General features: G+C 70.2%; 16 protein-coding genes. 12 read left to right on the forward strand and 4 right to left on the reverse strand.

The window, feature by feature from the left end; genetic code table 11:
* Positions 1-6: 6 nt before the first annotated feature.
* The 5 genes from rhaS (at position 7) to ACFYOY_RS08650 (ending at position 5,172) form a co-directional block, all read left to right on the forward strand.
* A complete protein-coding gene (gene rhaS / locus ACFYOY_RS08630; protein ID WP_388585645.1) occupies positions 7-1,086 on the forward strand; it encodes a rhamnose ABC transporter substrate-binding protein in 1,080 nt (359 codons plus the stop codon).
* A gap of 13 nt (positions 1,087-1,099) precedes the next feature.
* Positions 1,100-1,420: an L-rhamnose mutarotase gene (locus ACFYOY_RS08635; RefSeq protein WP_351897125.1), complete on the forward strand. Its 321-nt coding sequence runs from the start codon at positions 1,100-1,102 to the stop codon at positions 1,418-1,420.
* A gap of 92 nt (positions 1,421-1,512) precedes the next feature.
* On the forward strand, positions 1,513-2,958 hold the full coding sequence (locus tag ACFYOY_RS08640) for a BNR repeat-containing protein (protein WP_351897130.1): 1,446 nt from the start codon (positions 1,513-1,515) through the stop codon (positions 2,956-2,958).
* Positions 2,959-2,961: 3 nt separating this feature from the next.
* Complete coding sequence (locus ACFYOY_RS08645) at positions 2,962-3,987, forward strand: LacI family DNA-binding transcriptional regulator (protein ID WP_351897135.1); 1,026 nt, start codon at positions 2,962-2,964, stop codon at positions 3,985-3,987.
* Positions 3,988-4,152: 165 nt separating this feature from the next.
* Complete coding sequence (locus tag ACFYOY_RS08650; RefSeq protein ID WP_351897556.1) at positions 4,153-5,172, forward strand: LacI family DNA-binding transcriptional regulator; 1,020 nt, start codon at positions 4,153-4,155, stop codon at positions 5,170-5,172.
* Positions 5,173-5,301: 129 nt separating this feature from the next.
* Here ACFYOY_RS08650 and ACFYOY_RS08655 read toward each other — a convergent pair whose 3' ends face one another.
* Together ACFYOY_RS08655 and ACFYOY_RS08660 are read right to left on the reverse strand one after the other, a co-directional pair.
* The gene (locus tag ACFYOY_RS08655) at positions 5,302-6,408 is read right to left on the reverse strand and encodes an NAD(P)-binding domain-containing protein (RefSeq protein WP_388585648.1); all 1,107 of its coding nucleotides are present in this window, start codon (positions 6,406-6,408) and stop codon (positions 5,302-5,304) included.
* Between the two features lie 7 nt (positions 6,409-6,415).
* Positions 6,416-6,727 carry a hypothetical protein gene (locus tag ACFYOY_RS08660; protein WP_388585651.1) on the reverse strand — a complete coding sequence of 104 codons (312 nt, stop codon included), beginning with the start codon at positions 6,725-6,727 and terminating at the stop codon, positions 6,416-6,418.
* A 255-nt stretch (positions 6,728-6,982) separates the two neighbouring features.
* Here ACFYOY_RS08660 and ACFYOY_RS08665 point away from each other — a divergent pair, with 255 nt between their 5' ends.
* The 3 genes from ACFYOY_RS08665 to ACFYOY_RS08675 all read left to right on the forward strand — a co-directional run bounded on the left by ACFYOY_RS08665 (position 6,983) and on the right by ACFYOY_RS08675 (position 8,729).
* The gene (locus tag ACFYOY_RS08665) at positions 6,983-7,813 is read left to right on the forward strand and encodes a helix-turn-helix domain-containing protein (protein ID WP_388585654.1); all 831 of its coding nucleotides are present in this window, start codon (positions 6,983-6,985) and stop codon (positions 7,811-7,813) included.
* Position 7,814: 1 nt separating this feature from the next.
* Positions 7,815-8,027: a DUF397 domain-containing protein gene (locus ACFYOY_RS08670; protein WP_351897153.1), complete on the forward strand. Its 213-nt coding sequence runs from the start codon at positions 7,815-7,817 to the stop codon at positions 8,025-8,027.
* An 81-nt stretch (positions 8,028-8,108) separates the two neighbouring features.
* Positions 8,109-8,729, forward strand: coding sequence for a class I SAM-dependent methyltransferase (locus ACFYOY_RS08675; protein ID WP_351897158.1), 621 nt, complete (start codon positions 8,109-8,111; stop codon positions 8,727-8,729).
* Between the two features lie 19 nt (positions 8,730-8,748).
* Here ACFYOY_RS08675 and ACFYOY_RS08680 read toward each other — a convergent pair whose 3' ends face one another.
* Positions 8,749-9,873, reverse strand: coding sequence for an alpha/beta hydrolase (locus ACFYOY_RS08680; RefSeq protein WP_351897162.1), 1,125 nt, complete (start codon positions 9,871-9,873; stop codon positions 8,749-8,751).
* Between the two features lie 960 nt (positions 9,874-10,833).
* On the opposite strand from ACFYOY_RS08680, the gene ACFYOY_RS08685 reads away from it, so the two are divergent.
* Positions 10,834-11,955, forward strand: coding sequence for a 50S ribosomal protein L11 methyltransferase (locus ACFYOY_RS08685; protein ID WP_351897165.1), 1,122 nt, complete (start codon positions 10,834-10,836; stop codon positions 11,953-11,955).
* 13 nt (positions 11,956-11,968) lie between these two features.
* Here the strand turns inward: ACFYOY_RS08685 and ACFYOY_RS08690 are convergent, their stop codons facing one another.
* Positions 11,969-12,769 (reverse strand): alpha/beta fold hydrolase, encoded by an 801-nt coding sequence (locus tag ACFYOY_RS08690; RefSeq protein WP_388585659.1) that lies wholly within the window; start codon positions 12,767-12,769, stop codon positions 11,969-11,971.
* A 311-nt stretch (positions 12,770-13,080) separates the two neighbouring features.
* On the opposite strand from ACFYOY_RS08690, the gene ACFYOY_RS08695 reads away from it, so the two are divergent.
* From ACFYOY_RS08695 to dmpG, 3 genes are read left to right on the forward strand one after another with little or no spacing between them, the layout of a single operon-like run.
* On the forward strand, positions 13,081-13,914 hold the full coding sequence (locus ACFYOY_RS08695) for a fumarylacetoacetate hydrolase family protein (RefSeq protein ID WP_351897170.1): 834 nt from the start codon (positions 13,081-13,083) through the stop codon (positions 13,912-13,914).
* Positions 13,911-14,876, forward strand: a complete 966-nt coding sequence (locus tag ACFYOY_RS08700; RefSeq protein WP_388585663.1) for an acetaldehyde dehydrogenase (acetylating) — start codon at positions 13,911-13,913, stop codon at positions 14,874-14,876. The genes ACFYOY_RS08695 and ACFYOY_RS08700 overlap by 4 nt, the downstream gene beginning before the upstream one ends.
* Positions 14,873-15,937, forward strand: a complete 1,065-nt coding sequence (gene dmpG, locus ACFYOY_RS08705; RefSeq protein WP_351897176.1) for a 4-hydroxy-2-oxovalerate aldolase — start codon at positions 14,873-14,875, stop codon at positions 15,935-15,937. The genes ACFYOY_RS08700 and dmpG overlap by 4 nt, the downstream gene beginning before the upstream one ends.
* The last annotated feature ends 21 nt before the right edge of the window (positions 15,938-15,958 follow it).

Raw genomic sequence — 15,958 nt, forward strand, 5'->3', positions numbered from 1 at the left:
CTCCCCATGAAGAGCTCTCCCGCGCGCCGCCGCGCCGCCGCCACCGCCGCCGCGGTCTGTGCCCTGGCCGTGGCCCTGGCCGGCTGCGGCGGCACCACCAAGAAGGACAACGACAACAGCGGCCCCGCCAAGACCGACGCCAAGGCCGACCCCGGCGCGCCCCTGAAGAAGGGCCTCAAGCTGGCCTTTCTGCCCAAGCAGATCAACAACCCCTACGAGAAGCTCATCGACCAGGCGGGGATCACGGCCGCCGGTGAGTTCGGCGGCAAGGGCAAGGAGGTCGGCCCGTCCGACGCCAGCGCCTCCTCCCAGGTGTCGTACATCAACACCCTGGTCCAGCAGCGCCAGGACGCCATCCTGATCGCGGCCAACGACCCCAACGCGGTCTGCGGTCCGCTCAAGCAGGCAATGAAGAAGGACATCAAGGTGGTGGCGTACGACTCCGACACCGCCCCGGCCTGCCGTCAGCTCTTCATCAACCAGGCCGGCTCCGAGGAGATCGGCCGCAGCCAGGTCCAGCACCTCGCCAAGCAGCTCGACTACAAGGGCGAGATCGCGATCCTGTCCGCCACCCAGAACGCCACCAACCAGAACACCTGGATCCGCTTCATGAAGGACGAGCTGAGCAAGCCCGCCTACAAGAACATGAAGCTGGTCAAGACCGTGTACGGGGACGACGACGACCAGAAGTCCTTCCAGGAGACCCAGGGCCTGCTCAAGGCGTATCCGAAGCTCAAGGGCATCATCGCGCCCACCACGGTCGGCATCGCCGCGGCAGCCCGCTACATCAGCGGCTCCTCGTACGAGGGCAAGGTCGTGCTGAACGGGCTCGGCACGCCCAATCAGATGCGCAAGTACGTCAAGGACGGCACCGTCGAGCAGTTCTCGCTCTGGGACCCCAAGAAGCTCGGCTACCTCGGTTCGTACGCCGCGGCCGCGCTCGCCTCCGGGCAGATCACCGGGGCCGAGGGGGAGAAGTTCAAGGCCGGGAAGCTGGGCGAGTACACGGTCGGCAAGAACGGCGAGATCATCCTCGGCCCGCCCACCGTCTTCGACAAGTCCAACATCGACAAGTTCGACTTCTGAGGGCGGTTCGGGGATGCGGCGGGTGTGTTTTCTGCTGAAGGTCCGCCAGGACCGGATCGAGGAGTACCGCGAGCGGCACGAAGCCGTCTGGCCCGAGATGCGGGCGGCGCTCGCGGAGACCGGCTGGCACAACTACTCGCTCTTCCTGCGCGAGGACGGGCTGCTGGTGGGCTATCTGGAGACCGAGGACTTCGAGGCGGCCCAGACCGCGATGGCCGCCACCGAGGTCAACGCCCGCTGGCAGGCCGAGATGGCGCCCTTCTTCGAAGCGCTCGACGGCGCGCAGCCGGACGAGGCGATGAAGCCGCTCACGGAGGTCTTCCACCTCGTATAGGTCCCGGTCCGGGGCCACGCCCCGGACCCGCTCCACACCCGCCGGACGGGCCACTTCACGGCCCGTCCACCGACGCAGAACGGAGACCCCGGATGAGACCCCCGGCCGCTGTCGCGCTCGCCACCGCCCTGCTCGCCACCGCTCCGCTCGGCGCCGCGAGGCCTGGCGCCGCGACCCCCGGCGCGGGCGCCACCGCCGCTCCCGGCCCGGCCGTGCGCCAGCTCGCCGACACCCAACTCGACGCCAAGGCCATTTACTTCGAGTCGTACGACGGCCTGGTCAACAACAACGCCTTCCAGAAGAACGGGCTGCTCACCTACAAGGGCTATCAGTACGCCGTCTGGTACACCGCCGACCGCAGCGCGGTCATCGGCCGCCGCGCGCCGGCCCAGAAGAGCTGGCAGACCGTCACCCTGCCGCACCGGCTCACCGCGGACGACTCCCACAACGTCATCTCCATGGGGATCTCGCGGATCGACGGCCGGCTGCATCTGAACATGGACTCCCACAGCAGCGGCTTCTTCTACGTGAAATCGGTGGCCGGGCTGGTGGACGACCCCGCCGGACACCCCTGGACCACCGGCCAGTTCGGCGCCGTCCAGACCACCCTCGACGGCCTGGCGCTCACCTCCCAGTTCACCTACCCCCAGTTCATCGCCACCCCCGAGGGCCGGCTCCAGCTCAGCTACCGCTCCGGCGTCTCCGGCAACGGCCGCAACGCGCTCGCCGAGTACGACGGAAGCAAGTGGACGGCGCTCGGCGCTTGGTCCTCCGCCACCGGCACCTACACCAGCGAGCACGGCTCCAGCACCGCCCGCAACATGTATCTGCACGGCATCGACTACGGGTCCGACGGCCGGCTGCACGCCTTCTACACCTGGCGCGAGCAGAACACCGCGGTGATGTGCGCGAGCGGCGGTCTCACCAACCACGACACCGGCTATGTCTACAGCGCCGACCGCGGCCGCACCTGGCGCACCGCGGCGGGCACCGTCGTCGGCACCACCGGTGGGGCCGACACGGTGGCGGTCGGCGACGCCGGAACCGTCGTCGACCCGCTGAACCCCGACCACTCGCTGATGAACCAGGAGAGCCAGGCCACCGACTCCGCGGGACTGCCCCACGCCCTGATCAGCTATGTGCCCGGCCGCTTCGGACAGTGCACCACCGACTATGCGGCCGACCGGAAGGCCAACGGCCGTACCTTCCACCTCTTCAAGGACGCCGCCGGCACCTGGAAGAAGACCGAGATCCCGGTGCCGCCGGGCTCCACCCAGCGCAGCCATCTGGTCTTCGACCGCTACGACAACGCCTACGCGGTGATGCCGTACGGCCGGATCGTGGCCGCGTCCAAGTCCTCGGGCTGGACGGACTGGAAGACGCTCTTCGACGGCAGCGGTCTCAGCGCCTTCGGCGAGGTCGTCGTGGACGACACCCGGCTCGCCCAGGACGGCGTCCTGTCGTATCTGTATCAGCGGAGGTCCAGCGGCACCACACCCTCCGCCCTCCGCGTCATCGACTTCACGCTCCCCTCCTGACGGATGGCACCCGGGGTGGGCATCAAAGAGGTGGCGCGCGAGGCCGGGGTCTCGGTCGGCACGGTCTCCAACGTCATCAACCGCCCGGAGTCGGTGTCCGAGGAGACCCGGGCCCGGGTGCTGTCCACCATCGAGCGCCTGGGCTATGTACGCCAGGAGTCCGCGCGCCAGCTGCGGGCCGGCCACAGCCGCATCATCGCGCTGCTGGTGCTGGACATGGCGAACCCGTTCTTCGTGGATGTGGCGAGCGGTGCGGAGCGTGCGGCGCGGGAGGCGGGGCTGGGGGTGATGGTGTGCAACAGCGCGCAGAGCCCCGAGGAGGAGGCCGACTACCTCGGGCTCTTCGCCGAACAGCGGGTGCGCGGGGTGCTGATGACCCCGGCCGATATGACCGGGCGCAACCTCGCCTCCTTCCGGCGGCAGCCCATCCCGTTCGTCCTCGTCGACCGGGTGCTGCCCAGCGCCGAGGGATGTTCGGTGTCGGTCGACGATGTCACCGGCGGCGAACTCGCCGTCCGCCACCTGCTGGGCCTCGGCCATCGCACCCTCGCCTATGTGAGCGGGCCGATGCGGCTGGCCCAGTGCCGCGACCGGCGCGAGGGCGCGCTGCGCGCCCTGCGCGAGCAGGGGCTCGGCGAGTCCGCGCTGCGCCATGTCGAGGTGGAGCGGCTGGATGTGACGTCCGGCCGGGACGCGGGGGCGCGGCTGCTGGGCATGTCACCGCGTCCGACGGCGGTGTTCTGCGCCAACGACCTGCTGGCGCTGGGGGTGCTGCAGTCGCTGTACGGGGCGGGGGTGTCGGTGCCGGGGGAGGTGGCGCTGGTGGGGTACGACGACATCGAGTTCGCGGCGGCGGCCGCGGTGCCGTTGACGTCGGTGCGCCAGCCGGCCTTCCGGATGGGGCGGATGGCGGCCGAGCTGCTGATCGAGGAGACGGGGGAGCGGGCAGCGGACCACCGCCACCAGCGGATCGTCCTCCAGCCCGAACTCGTCGTCCGCGGGTCGAGCCTGGTCCGCTCCCGCGGCTGAGAGGGGGCTCCGCGGTGGCCCGGAGCGGGCCCGGAGCGGTGCCGAGCGCCCCGGCGGGGTCCCCGCCGGCGGTCCGGTCCTGCCCGACCGGTCGAACAGAGCACTACCATGTTCCCGCGACCGCGGTGGGTCGCGGGAAGACGGAGGCTCCGGGTCGTGGGACGCATGGTGGGGATCAAGGACGTCGCGCGGCAGGCGGGAGTGTCGGTCGGCACCGTCTCGAACGTGATCAACCGGCCCGAGATGGTCGCCGAGGCCACGCGCGACCGGGTGCTGTCCACCATCGAGCGGCTGGGCTATGTACGCCAGGAGTCCGCGCGTCAACTGCGCGCGGGGCGCAGCCGCATCATCGCGCTGCTGGTGCTGGACATGGCGAACCCGTTCTTCGTGGATGTGGCGAGCGGTGCGGAGCGTGCGGCGCGGGAGGCGGGGCTGGGGGTGATGGTGTGCAACAGCGCGCAGAGCCCCGAGGAGGAGGCCGACTACCTCGGGCTCTTCGCCGAGCACCGGGTGCGCGGGGTGCTGGTCACCCCGGCCGATGTCACCGGGGCCAACCTGGAGAGCTTCCGGCGCCACGACATCCCGTTCGTCTTCGTGGACCGCGAGGTGCCCAGCGCCGACGGCTGCTCGGTGTCGGTCGACGATATCGAGGGCGGGGCGCTCGCCGGCCGCCATCTGATCGCCCAGGGACACCGCTCCGTGGTCTACGTCAGCGGTCCGATGCTGCTTCCGCAGTGCCAGGACCGGCGCGCCGGGCTGCTCAGCGCGTTCGCGGAGGAGGGGCTGGCGGCGGAGTCGATGGTGCACATCGAGGCCGAGCGGCTGGACGTGGCCTCGGGCCGGGACGCGGGCGCGCGGCTGCTGGGCATCTCACCGCGCCCGACGGCGGTGTTCTGCGCCAACGACCTCCTGGCGCTCGGAGTGCTGCAGGCCCTCTTCGCGGCCGGGGTCTCGGTGCCGGGGGAGGTGGCGCTGGTGGGGTACGACGACATCGAGTTCGCGGCGGCGGCCGCGGTGCCGCTGACGTCGGTGCGCCAGCCGGCCTTCCGGATGGGGCGTACGGCGGCGGAACTGCTCATCGAGGAGACCGGCGAGGAGACGGACGCCCATCAGCACCGGCGGATCGTCCTGCAGCCCGAACTGGTGGTCAGGGACTCGACGTTCGCGGCGAGGCCGGGCGCTTGACCTCGGGTTCGCCGTTCTCCGCGGCGTCGGGAAGGGGCCCGGCACGGGCGAATTCCAGGGGCCGACCGGGACATCGTCCTCGACCCCACCCTCGTGGTCCGGGGCAGCACCGACCCGCCCCGCACCCGGTCAACGCCCGACGGTGACCTTCTCCGGTGACCCCTGGCTGCCGTAAGGGGCACCCAGCAGCGCCTGGATCTCGTGTACGGCCGCACGGCCCGCCCGGTTGGCGCCCACCGTGCTGGCCGACGGCCCGTAGCCGACGAGATGCACCCGCGGATCCCGGACCGCCCGGGTCCCCTCGACGGCGATCCCGCCACCCCGCTCACGCAGCCGCAGCGGGGCGAGGTGGTCGATCGCGGCGCGGAAGCCGGTGGCCCAGAGGATCACGTCCGCGTCGACGTGGCGCCCATCCGCCCAGTCCACCCCGGACGGGGTGATCCGCTCGAACATCGGCAGCCGCTCCAGCACGCCCTTGGCGCGGGCCCGCTGCATCGCCTCCGTCATGGGCAGCCCGGTCACCGACACCACGCTCTGCGGCGGCAGCCCCCGCCGGACCCGCTCCTCCACCAGTGCGACGGCGGCGCGCCCCTGGTCCTCGCCGAACGGCCCGGTGTGGAACACCGGCGGGCGGCGGGTCACCCAGGTCGTCTCCGCCGCCACCTCGGCGACCTCCAGCAGATGCTGCACCCCGGACGTACCGCCCCCGACGACGATCACCCGCCGCCCCGCGAACGCCTCGGGCCCCGGGTACTGCGCGGTGTGCAGCTGGCGCCCCCGGAAGGTCTCCTGTCCCGGGTAGCGCGGCCAGAAGGGCCGGTCCCAGGTCCCGGTCGCGTTGATCAGCGCGCGGGCGGACCAGGTCCCGGCCGAGGTCTCCACCAGCAGCCGGCCGTCGTCCCCGTCCCGTACGGCGGTGACATGCACCGGCCGGACGACCCGCAGATCGAAGGCGCGCTCATACCGTGCGAAGTAGGCCGGGATCACCTCGGACGAGGGCCGCTCTGGATCCGCGTCGTCGCTGGTCAGCCGCATACCGGGCAGGTCGTACATCCCGTGCACCTTGCCGTATGTCAGCGACGGCCACCGGAACTGCCACGCCCCGCCGGGCGCGGGCGCGTGGTCGAGCACCACGAAGCCGGTCCCGGGCTCGTACCCGGCCCGCCGGAGGTGATAGGCACCGGACAACCCGGCCTGCCCGGCACCGATGACCACGACGTCCACGCTGTTGTTCATGCTTCTACTAACTCTGCGGGGGTGTGGTCTCTTCCCCGTCCTCCAGCCGCCGGCCCCGGCTCTCGGCCACCCGCAGCGCGTCATGCAGCGCCTCGGCGAGCCGATGCCCCACGAACCGCAGCTCACAGGTGTCGGCCTTGCGGTCCCGGAGCAGTGGCCGCGCATGCCCGAGGAGCTCGGCCCCGGTGCGAAGCTGTACGGCTTCCATCTCGTCGGCCAGCCGTGAGAGGTGGCTGGTGCCGGTGTCGTCGGTGACGAGGAAGCAGGGCTGTCCGTTCAGTCCGGGCCAGGGCAGCAGACGGGGGCGTGATGAAGGCATGAGGGCTCCATGGCGTTCCGAGGTTCGGCTACCGCGAGTGATGAGGCGGTGGCGGAAACAGCTTCACGGCCGAAAGAGTTGCTGTGCAAGAGCGATTGAATTTCTCGCTTGAGATGGCATATGTGACCGAGTGGGCTGTTGTCAGAACAAAGCGGGTTCTCGGTGTCAGACTCGGAACTCGCACTACGGCATGGCAGGCTCGACCCACCGGGAGGCATACTCGTGGCAGCACCAACAGGACCCACGGTTCGTCGCATGCAACTCGGCTGGGAGCTCAAGCGGTTGAGGGACAAGGCGGGATTCACCCTCGCGGAGGCGGTGGACGGGTTGACGTTCTCCCCCTCGAAGCTCCATCGCGTGGAGAACGGCCTGACCGGCCTCAAGACCACTGTGGAGCTGCGAACTCTGCTGGACCGCTACGGAGTCGAGGACGAGGACGACGTGGATTTCCTGGTCGAGATCCACCGGGACTCGCTCAACCGGGGCTGGTGGTCGCTCTATCGCAGCGTGCTGCCGTCCGGCATGGGGATGTACATCGGGCTGGAAAGCGGTGCTCGGAGCATCCGGGCTTGGCAACCGAATGTGGTCCTCGGGTTGTTGCAGACCGAGCGATACGCCCGTGAGTTGTTTCAGGCGGCGAAGTCCATCGAGGAGACGACGACTGAGTTCGTCGAGCGACACATCCAGATCCGTATGGAACGTAAGCGGGCCCTGGCCCGTAGGGAGGGCCCGCTGGAGCTGTGGGCCATCCAGGACGAAGCCGCGCTGCGCCGGGTCGTCGGGAACCCGGACGTGATGCGCGAGCAGTACGAGGAGATCATCAGGGTCTCTCAACTCGACAACGTGACCGTTCAGATCCTCCCGATGTCCACACCCACGTACCGTCCGGGTTCCAACTTCACCCTCCTGGAGTTCGGTTCCCCGTTGCCGACGGTTGTGCAATCCGACGTCGCCGACGGATCCGACATCAGTGACAAGGACACCACGATCTGGTCCTTCTCTCGCAGGTTCGAGGGCTTGCGCGCAGCGGCTCTCGCTCCTGGTGAGACACCAGCATTCCTGCAACGACTAGCACGAGAGGTCTGACATGACCCACCGCATAGCGTCTGACACCGCGCCGGAACACGCATGGTTCAAGTCCTCCTACAGCGAGGCGAACGGCACCGCGTGCGTCGAGATCGCCCACCTGCCCCGCACCGCCCAGGTCGGCATCCGCGACTCCAAGGACAAGGGCGGTCCCGCCCTGGTCGTCCCGGCCGGGGCCTGGGCGGAGTTCGTGACCGCAGTGCGCAAGGTCTGACGGTGCTGCCGGGCGCGGGCATCGTCTCGCGCCCGAAAACCGTTCGCGGAACGCACCCGCCCCCAACTAGCCTGCCTCGCCGTGGACATCGACGATCCCAAGGACGTGGTCAGGCGCGGGTATGACGCGCTCTCCCGCCACTACGAGCGGTCCTATGCCACCGAAACCAAGTACCAGCCCTGGCTCGGCGCTCTCCAACAGCGCATCCCGCCCGGCGCCACCGTGCTGGACCTGGGGTGTGGCTCCGGCCTCCCAGTCGTCCGCGCGCTCAGCGCCGCAGGACACCGTGTGACCGGTGTCGACATCAGCGGAGAGCAGATCCGCCGGGCGCGGGAGCTGGTGCCGGAGGCCGAGTTCCGCCGGGCCGATGCCACGGCGGTGGAGTTCCCGGCCGCCTCCTTCGACGCCGTGGTCTCCCTCTACGCCCTGATCCACATCCCCCTGGCGGAACAGCCTCCCCTCCTCGCCAGGATCGCCACCTGGCTCCGCCCGGGCGGCTGGTTCCTGGCCACCACCGGCCACACCGCCTGGACCGGCACCGACGACAACTGGCTCGGCGGTGGCGCCACGATGTGGTGGAGCCACGCCGACGCCGCGACCTATCGGACGTGGCTCACCCAGGCCGGACTGACCGTTGAGGGAGAGGAATTCGCCCCCGAGGGCGACGGCGGCCACGCCCTGTTCTGGGCGCGGCGGCCGTGATGTGTATCGGGCTCACGCCTCAGTTGACGGGGACGTCCCCGTCGGACTTCTGCCAGGCGCAACTGCCGAGCGTGGCCCGGCCCTTCTCGACCAGCGGGTCGGCGACCCGAGCAGGTGGCATGGAGCTGTGGCCCCGGTAGCAGATCACGGTGCGGTCCGTGTGCCCGGCGAGGTCGACGAGGATCTGGTCCCAGTGCCGGTACTGCACGTCATGCCCCGAGTCGGCATAGCTCCGCACGGCCGGGTCGCCGGGCAGGTGCTCCTTCCAGGTGTCGATCGTGCTCGGCGGCACGGTCGTGTCCTTCTTCCCGCTGTAGATGGTGACGGGGGCCGTCAGCTTTGACAGATCGGGGCCGGGCCGCTGGCAGTAGAGCTTCTGCTCATGCACCTGAGGTGCGGGGTCGGACTTCTGGCCGCGCTGGTTGTAGGTGCGGGCGCCGTCCTCGAAGGCGGTGTCGGCGAAGCCGGAGATGCGCTTGGTCGGGCTGTCGTCCGGGAACGCCCACCAGATACGAGGGTCGGCGATCTGCTTCTCCAGCGACTTGCCCAACTCCTCGTCGGACATCGAGCAGTATGGACGCTTCGCGCCGTACGGCGGCAGCGCGGCGGCCAGGTGCAGTGACTGGACACGGTCCGGGGCCAGGGACGCCAGCTCGGCGGCGTAGGGACCGCCGCCGGAGATGGCGACCACACTGACCTTGCGCACCCCGATACGGTCCAGCACCTGAAGCACGTCCTTGGCGAAGTCGGCCTTCCCCAGGCTCTTGTCGAACTCGGTGTCCCCGAAGCCGTTGCGCTCGACCGATATCAGCCGCAGCCCGAGGGACTCCCGGGTGCTGCGCAGGAAGTCCGTCATATGGGCCACCCGCGCACTGGTGCCCGTGCCGCCGAGGTAGAGAACCGGCTTTCCGTCCCGGGGGCCGTCGTCGATGTAGTGGGCGGTGCGCCCCGAGTCGAGTTTCAGTGCTCGGACCTCGGGGCCGAGCGAGTCGAAGTCGTCCTGGATACGGACCCGATGGACATCGGTGGCGTGCGGCTCACGTGGCGCCGTGGCCGTCGCGGTGGCGCTCACAGCTCCGGAGCCCGTGAGCAGGACGGTGGCGACGGCGGTGGCGGCGATACCCGTGACAAGCGTTCTGGGCACGTATCTCTCCTGGTCATAGGGGGAGGTGACGCGGTGGGCGGGACGATCGCCACCTACCCCCTTTGATCGGGAAGACACTAGGCGGGGGCGTTCAGCGGATCGCGATGGGGGAGCGCGGGGTGCGCTCGTTCGCGCTACGGCTCGCGCCGCTGGTGCACGGCGAGGGAGACCTGAAGGGCTTCACACCGACACTCGCCGGCATCGCCCGTTGCGAAGGGCGTGTCCGCCTATGTCGGCGACGGATCGAACCCGTGGCCGGCGTCGTGCCCGAGGACGCGGGCGACCACTTCGGCTTCCTCGGCCCCTGGTGTCGCTCGACAGCCCGACGTCGAGCGCGGGGACGCGGGAACGCCTGGGGTGGCGGCCGACGCGTCCCACGCTGATCGCGGACATCGCCGAAGATCACTATTTCAACGATTGACGGCCCCGCTCCGGCGGATCCGACGTGGCGGGCCGCGGACATCGCGTTCGGCGAATTCCGTTCAACTTTCATGTTTCCGCCCGCCGCCCGCGGACGATAGTCCGTTGGCGGCGCCGCGGGCATGAGTGCCTGTCTCGCCAATTACTACGGATAACCAGTCTTCCTGCGCGTGACGATTATTTTCGGACGGCCCCGTGCCCAGATTCGGGGCTCCATCCGCGAAATCAAGCCGACTTTACCTTCGCGAGCAACCCTCACCTGATCGCGAACATGCCAATTATTGGGGTACGTCTGTTCGGTGGGGCCGCCTCATGGCGACATAAGGCCCCTCGGTGGCCGTGGTTGGTGCGCGAGCGCGGCCGTGGCCGGGCGTCGGCGATATCGAGCGTCGATCGCCTTGCTTCTCTAACTTTTACATTGCTTTAACCAGGCTATATTCGGACTTTATTCACCCATGCTGAGTTCAATTGCTAGGGAATTCCAGGTTTTCCTGCCTGGCATGCTGGTAGTGAAAAGTCACTCCAGGGAAAGGTCTGAAGATGCCGCGTTCCTTCCTCGCAGAGTTGTCCGCACCAGGGCGCAAGGTGCCGGTGCGGGCGTGCGAATTGGAGTCGAGCCCGGTGTGGCTGTTCGCTTCGATCGGCGAGTACCCGGTGTACGACGAAGTCGCGTACGAGGTGATGATCAAGGACGAGCGTCGGATGGGCGCGTATAGCGACGCCGTCCGCCGCTACGCGCCCGGCCGGACGGTGCTCGACATCGGTACGGGGCAGGACGCGGTGTGGGCGCTGGCCGCCGCCCGCGCCGGAGCGCGCCACGTATGGGCCGTGGAGGTCATGCCCGAGTCCGCGCAGATCGCGCGGAGGAACATCGAGAAGGCCGGTTTCGCCGACCGGGTCACGGTGGTGGAGGGGCTGTCCACCGAGATCGAGCTACCCGAGGCCGTCGATGTGTGCGTCTCCGAGATCATCGGCACGCTCGCCGGCTCGGAAGGGGCGGGGTCCGTCCTGCGGGACGCGCGGGAGCGCCTGGTGAAGCCCGGCGGGGTGTTCATCCCGCACCGCAGCGCCACCACCGCCGTCGCCCTGGACCTGAAGAGCGCGACGCTCGGCGAACCGCCCGCCTTTCCGCCCCCCATCTTCCATTATGTGGAGGAGGTGTTCGCCTCGGTGGGCCGCCCCTTCGACCTGCGGGTGGTCATCGAGGGGGTGCAGGACAACCCGAAGGTGCGGGAGCGGTCGTATATGTCCGGGACCGCCGAGGTGGAGCCGCTGGAGTTCAACGGCGAGCTGGAGCCGGAGGGCGTCGACGGCGCGGAGCTGACGTTCACCCGAGAGGGCCGCTTCTCCGGGCTCGCGCTCGGCATGCGTCTGTGGGTGGCCGAGGGCGACGAGCCGATCGACTCGCTGGTCCAGCCGAGCAGTTGGACCCCGGTCTACGCACCGCTGTCGGAGGAGGGCCTGCCGGTGCGGCCGGGCGACCGGTTCGAGTTCGAGTTCACCACGACGATGAGCGACGACGGCGTACACCCCGACTACGCGCTCGTCGGCCAGCTGCAGCGGGCCAGTGGGCCGGCGGTGCCCCTGAGCTGGAACTCCACGCACCATGGGGACGGTTTCCGTGAGACGCCCTTCTATCGCTCGCTGTTCCCCGCCCCCTGACCCCGCGCCGTCGTCAGCGGTCCGCCGCCCCGGCGGCTGCGACGGCTTCCAGCACCAGCCGGGCGAACTCCTCCGGCCGCTGTTCGGGGAACGGCACACCGGCTCCGGGCACGGTGTGCCCCGTGGCGGACAGGGCGTTCACCATGGGCTCGAAGCTGGGCATCGACGGATCGTCGTCCTGTCCACAGATGACCGTGGCCGGGGCGGTGATCCGCGGCAGCCGCTCGTCCATCGCGAACAGCCGAACGGCGATGTGGCCGTCCTCCGCCCGGTCCAGCACCCGTACGGCGTCGGCCATGAACCGGTTGAGCGCGGCCTCCTGCCCCGGCGCGTAGAAGTGCCTGCGCCGGTTCCACAATTCCATGAGGTGGGAGCCGTCCGGTTTCGGCTGCACCCAGTCGACCGGACGCTTCCACGCCGCTCGGGCGCGCTTCTCCGGGGTGATGAACGGGGTCGCCGAGAGCACCAGGCTCCGCACCCGGGAGCCCAGGCGCGCCGCCACCTCCACCGCGATCACGCCGCCGGTGTGGTGGCCGACCAGGTGGAACGACTCCAGCCCCAGCCCGGCCACCAGATCCTCGACCCCGTCGGCGAACATCTCGATGCTCTGATCGTCCGCGGGTTTCGCCGAGGCCCCGTAGCCGACGGTGTCCATCGCGATCGCTCGGTGGGTGGCGCCGACCAGCGGGAGCACATCGCGGTACTCGGTCCATGACCGCGGGGTCTGGTGGAGCAGCAGCACCGGCTCGCCCTCGCCGCACTCGACGTAGTGCAGCTGGCCGAAGCGGCTGGAGGTGTAGTGGGCGGTCGGCATAGGCACTCTCCGGTTGTGGCGGGTTGGCGAGCCCGCGGTCCTGGTCGTACTTTGTACGGAACTCCTTGGGTGGCGTCAAGAGCGGTGCGGCCGGGACGGGCCTCTCGCTCGGAGCGTTCCGTGCGGCGGTACGCCCTTCCGGCCGGATGCCGGCAGGGCAGGTCAGCACCGCCTCGTCCGGCATCCCGCTATCCGCCGCGTTCCGCGTAACGGAACAAAAGTTGGCTCGTGGCGGCCCGCGCGTCTATACCGGAGGCCACATGGGGAGCGCCGGGGGCCCGGCACTCACGTTCCACCTCAGGAGGTAGCCCGTGCCGAATGTGCCCGACCGCGTCCCGACGGACGCCTTCCCCGGGGCCGTGGTCAAGGCCGCCGACGCACTGGCGGAGGCCGTCCGCGGCGGGACCGCTTGCCCGCCGGTGCGCACGCTCTTGGACGACGGCGACATCGAGGCCGCCTATGCGGTGCAGCGGCTGAACCTGCAACGCGAACAGGCCGCCGGCCGCCGGATCGTCGGCCGGAAGATCGGTTTGACGTCGCTGGCCGTGCAGCGCCAACTCGGCGTGGACCAGCCGGACTTCGGTGCCCTGTTCGCGGACATGGCCGTCCCGGAGGGCGGTGAGGTGGCCGCCGGGCAGCTGCTCCAGCCCAAGGTGGAGGCCGAGGTGGCGCTCGTGCTCGGCAGCGACCTGCCGCACGCCCAGTGCACCGTCGTCGACCTGCTGCGCGCCACTGACTTCGCGCTGCCCGCGCTGGAGATCGTCGACAGCCGGGTGCGGGACTGGGACATCTCCATCGTCGACACCGTCGCCGACAACGCCTCCTGCGGGATGTACGTCCTCGGCGCCTTCCCGGTGCCGCTGACCGGGGTCAACCTGCGCTCCGTGCAGATGGGCATGACCCGCAACGGCGAGATGGTCTCCGAAGGGACCGGCGCCGACTGCCTCGGCGGCCCCCTCAACGCGGCCGTCTGGCTGGCCTCGGCCCTCGCCGAGCGGGGCGACCCGCTGCGGGCGGGCGACCTCGTCCTGACCGGGGCCCTGGGACCGATGGTCCCGGCGGCCCCGGGCGATGTGTTCCAAGCCCGTATCTCGAACCTGGGCACCGTAGGAGTCGGGTTCGCCGCGGAAGGAGACAACCGGTGAGCAGCGAGACGAACACCCGCACCAAGGTGGCGATCGTCGGGTCCGGCAACATCGGCACCGACCTCCTGATCAAGGTGTTGCGGCTCTCCGACACCCTGGAGATCGCCGCCATGGCCGGCATCGACCCCGACTCCGACGGGCTGGCCCGCGCCCGCCGCCTGAAGGTGGCCACCACCCACGAGGGCGTGGACGGGCTGGTGAAGCTGGACGAGTTCGCGGACGTGGACATCGTCTTCGACGCGACCTCCGCCGGTGCCCACACGCGCCACGAGGAGGTGCTGCGCCCCCTCGGCCGCACCCTCGTCGACCTCACCCCGGCGGCCATCGGCCCCTATGTGGTGCCCCCGGTCAACGGCGACGCCCACCTCGGCGCGCCGAACGTCAACATGGTCACCTGCGGCGGCCAGGCCACGATCCCGATCGTCGCCGCGGTCGGCGCGGTCACCCCCGTCCACTACGGGGAGATCGTCGCGTCCATCTCCTCCCGCTCCGCGGGCCCCGGCACCCGGGCGAACATCGACGAGTTCACCGAGACCACCGCCTCCGCCATCGAGCGCGTCGGCGGCGCCGCCCGCGGCAAGGCCATCATCGTCCTCAACCCGGCCGAGCCGCCGCTGATCATGCGGGACACGGTGCACTGCCTGGTCTCCGGCTGCGACACCGAGGAGGTCACCGCCTCCGTCGAGGAGATGGTCGGCCGCGTCCAGGCGTATGTGCCCGGATACCGCCTCAAGCAGAAGGTGCAGTTCGACCAGGTGAGCTCCGACGACCCGCTGCGCTCGCTGCTGCCCGCCGAGGCCGCGCACACCGACGCGGTGAAGGTCTCGGTCTTCCTCGAGGTCGAGGGCGCCGCCCACTACCTCCCGGCCTACGCCGGAAACCTCGACATCATGACCTCGGCCGCGCTGCGCACCGCGGAGCGCCTGGCCGCACACCGCTCCGGCGAGGAGGCCGCACGATGACCACGACCGACGCCGGCCGGGCCGCCCCCTCCCCCTCGGCCCCGCCCGCCCTGTACATCCAGGACGTGACCCTGCGGGACGGTATGCACGCCGTCCGCCACCGCTACACCGTCGAGCAGGCGAGCACCATCGCCGCCGCCCTGGACGCCGCCGGGGTGGCCGCGATCGAGATCGCCCACGGCGACGGCCTGTCCGGCTCCAGCGTCACCTACGGCATCGGCGCCCACACCGACTGGGACTGGATCGAGGCCGTCGTCGGGGCCGCCGGCCAGGCGATTCCCACCACGCTGCTGCTGCCGGGCATCGGCACCCTGCACGACCTGAAGCGGGCCCACGTGCTCGGCATCCGCTCCGTGCGCGTCGCCACCCACTGCACCGAGGCCGACATCTCCGCCCAGCACATCTCCGCCGCCCGCGAGATGGGCATGGACGTCGCGGGATTCCTGATGATGTCGCATATGGCCGAACCGGCCGAACTCGCCCGCCAGGCCAAGCTGATGGAGTCCTATGGCGCCCATTGCGTCTACGTCACCGACTCCGGTGGCCGGCTGACCATGGACGGTGTCCGCGACCGCTTCCGCGCCTACCGTGAGGTGCTCGACCCGGACACCGAACTCGGCATCCACGCCCACCACAACCTCGCCCTCGGCGTGGCCAACACCGTAGTCGCCGTCGAGAACGGCGTCACGCGCGTGGACGCCTCCCTCGCGGGCCAGGGCGCGGGGGCGGGCAACTGCCCGCTGGAGGCGTTCATCGCCGTCGCCGACCTGATGGGCTGGAAGCACGGCTGCGACCTGTTCCCCCTCATGGACGCAGCCGACGACGTCGTCCGGCCGCTGCAGGACCGCGAGGTCCGTGTCGACCGCGAGACCCTCACCCTCGGCTACGCGGGCGTGTACTCCAGCTTCCTGCGCCACGCGGAGGCCGCCGCGGTCCGCCACGGTCTGGACACCCGCGCGATCCTCGTCGAGGTCGGCCGCCGCAAGATGGTCGGCGGCCAGGAGGACATGATCACGGACATCGCCCTCGACCTGGCCGCCCGCGCGAACACCGCCTCCTGACCGCCGGATCGGCTCCGGCCA

Origin of the sequence: Streptomyces sp. NPDC007875 (genome assembly GCF_042868035.1) — a bacterium.
GTDB lineage: Bacteria > Actinomycetota > Actinomycetes > Streptomycetales > Streptomycetaceae > Streptomyces > Streptomyces antimycoticus.